This window comes from Spongiactinospora gelatinilytica, from assembly GCF_003236385.1.
In the GTDB taxonomy this organism is placed as follows: domain Bacteria; phylum Actinomycetota; class Actinomycetes; order Streptosporangiales; family Streptosporangiaceae; genus Spongiactinospora; species Spongiactinospora gelatinilytica.
This window is the reverse complement of the sequence record NZ_POUA01000657.1, coordinates 1-2,036: the sequence shown is the minus strand read 5'-3', so window position 1 is coordinate 2,036 and position 2,036 is coordinate 1. Positions and strand designations below refer to the sequence as shown.

At 73.0% G+C, this 2,036-nt stretch carries 1 protein-coding gene; it reads right to left on the bottom strand.

The features are described from left to right. Positions 1–1,038 precede the first annotated feature (1,038 nt). A partial coding sequence (locus C1I98_RS38300) for a neutral zinc metallopeptidase (protein WP_111172114.1) occupies positions 1,039–2,036 on the bottom strand: 998 nt, incomplete at its 5' end.

The following is a 2,036-nucleotide window of genomic DNA, read 5'->3' as shown; positions in this document are numbered from 1 at the left end:
ACCACCGGCACCACCGGCACCTGCCGGCCCTGACCCATCTGGACGAGCGGGGCCCCTCCCCCCGGGGCCGCCGGGGCCTCTCCTGCGCCCGCGGCCTCTGCCACCAGTACGCCCACCGCCTCCAGAGGCTCCCGCGCCGCCCTGGCCTACTGCCCGCCCGGCACCGCCAGGTGCTCCCGCCTCCGCGCGTGGCCCGTGCCCTGCGGCATGCTGGGTGCCCGGGCCTACCGCTCCCAGGCCGCCGGTCGCGCTTGCGTGTCTGGTGCCTCTACCGCCTGGCCCGGCCGTATCCGCGCCTTCCGGGCGGCCTGGCCCTCCCGCGCGTCCGGCGTCGGGGTATGCGCCTTCCGGGTGGCCCGGGCCTGGTGGGAATCCGGTGCCGGGGCCTTGGGCGTTTCCTGCGGGGCCGCGGCCGCGGCGGCCGTCCTGCCCCCGGGCGTCTTCGTGTCCGGCCTCTCCGCCGGGGCCACGCGACGGGCGGCGGACCGCGACCGTCGGTTCGCTGGGGCCGACCGGGCGGCCGCTCGCCCCGCGGCCCGGTGGGCCGTCGCCGCCCTTCCCGGGCACGCCCTCTTCCTCGCGCCCGACCGCCCACATGGTGCCCGTGTCGGGCGCGTCTGAAGGGGGCGGGTCGCCCGGGCCGGGGCGATGGTCCTTCTCGTCGAGCGCCCCGGGGGGCATGCTGAACTGGCCGGTCTCCGGGGGTTCGCCCTGCCCGCCGGGCTGGGCTCCGGGAGCGGGACGCTGCGCGCGTTGCCGTCCGCCGGTAGGTCGCCGCCGGGGGCGCCGTTTCCCGCCGTCGTCCGCGGGATCCCCCGATGACTGCCCATGGCGCATCGTCACACCGCTCCCTCGTCGTCATGTGATCTGGGCCGGCCCCACCGGCCCGGCTGGGCGGCCGGGTCATCGTCCGGTTGGATGCTTGACCAGGCCAGACCTGTCCTTGGTCCCCCGCTGTCCGGGAATTGTCCTGGATTCTACGCCCCGTACCTGGACAACACCGACAGATGGCTAAGCACTCATGAATAGCCCATTAATCTACGAGGTTGTGTTGGGCGGCGCCAGCCACGTGTTGCACTGGAACGCCTTGTTCTTCTCATAGCCCTGCCGGAACCACCTGCCGTTGTTCGGCGGCGACCCGTGATCGCGGGGCCTGCCCGGCCAGTCGCCCACCCGGGAATGGAAGAAGTACAGAACGCGGCGGCGCGAGGGCGGCACCGGGTACGTGGCGGAGGCCGCCCGCATGAACATCCCGGCGAAGCAGGTGGCCTGCAACTCGAAGCGACGGCTCAGCGCCAGCTTGCCGCTGTTGCTGGTGGAGGCGAGGGTCTTGGTCCACCATGAGTCGCTCAGCCCGGACAGGTGCTGGACATGGTGGCCGTACTCGTGGGCCATCATGCTGATGATCCCGCCATGCCAGGACGTCGTCTGGCCGTACCCCTGGGAGTTGCCGGACCCGCGCGCCATCGCCGAGGTGGAGGCGTAGATCGTGGTGTTGCGCGGGCAGTAGTACGGCACGATGCTGCCGGGGGAGGGGTAGTCGCCGCAGGCGCCCCGGCCGCTCCTGGCCGCGATGGCGTAGCCGGGGCGGTGCCACCTGATGCCCTGCTTCGTGAGGACCTGTGACCACACCCGGTCCATGCACCGTGACGTCTTGAGGATCAGCGCCTTGAGCTGGGCGTGGTTGTAGATGCTCGCGCCGCCGCCGGGGCAGTTGATCGTGGGCAGCCCGCCCGCGCGGTAGAGGGTGTTGTTCTGCAACGACCGGTTCAGGGCGGGGCGGGAGCGCTGGGCCGAGTCCGTCGAGTCCGTCTCCTGATCTTGCCGGTTCGGAGGATCGGACCGGTCGTCGGTACGGCTGGGCTCGGTGGGGCGTTCGGGCTCGTCGAAGGTGGGCGGCGTGTAGGTGGGCAGGGCGATGGGGGAGGTCCTGTCCCTGTCGGCGAAGGAGCTCACCGCGGCGGCGAGCACGACCAGCACGGCGAACAGGCCGGCGATGCCGCCGAGGACCCCGATGACCACGGCCACGCCGCTTC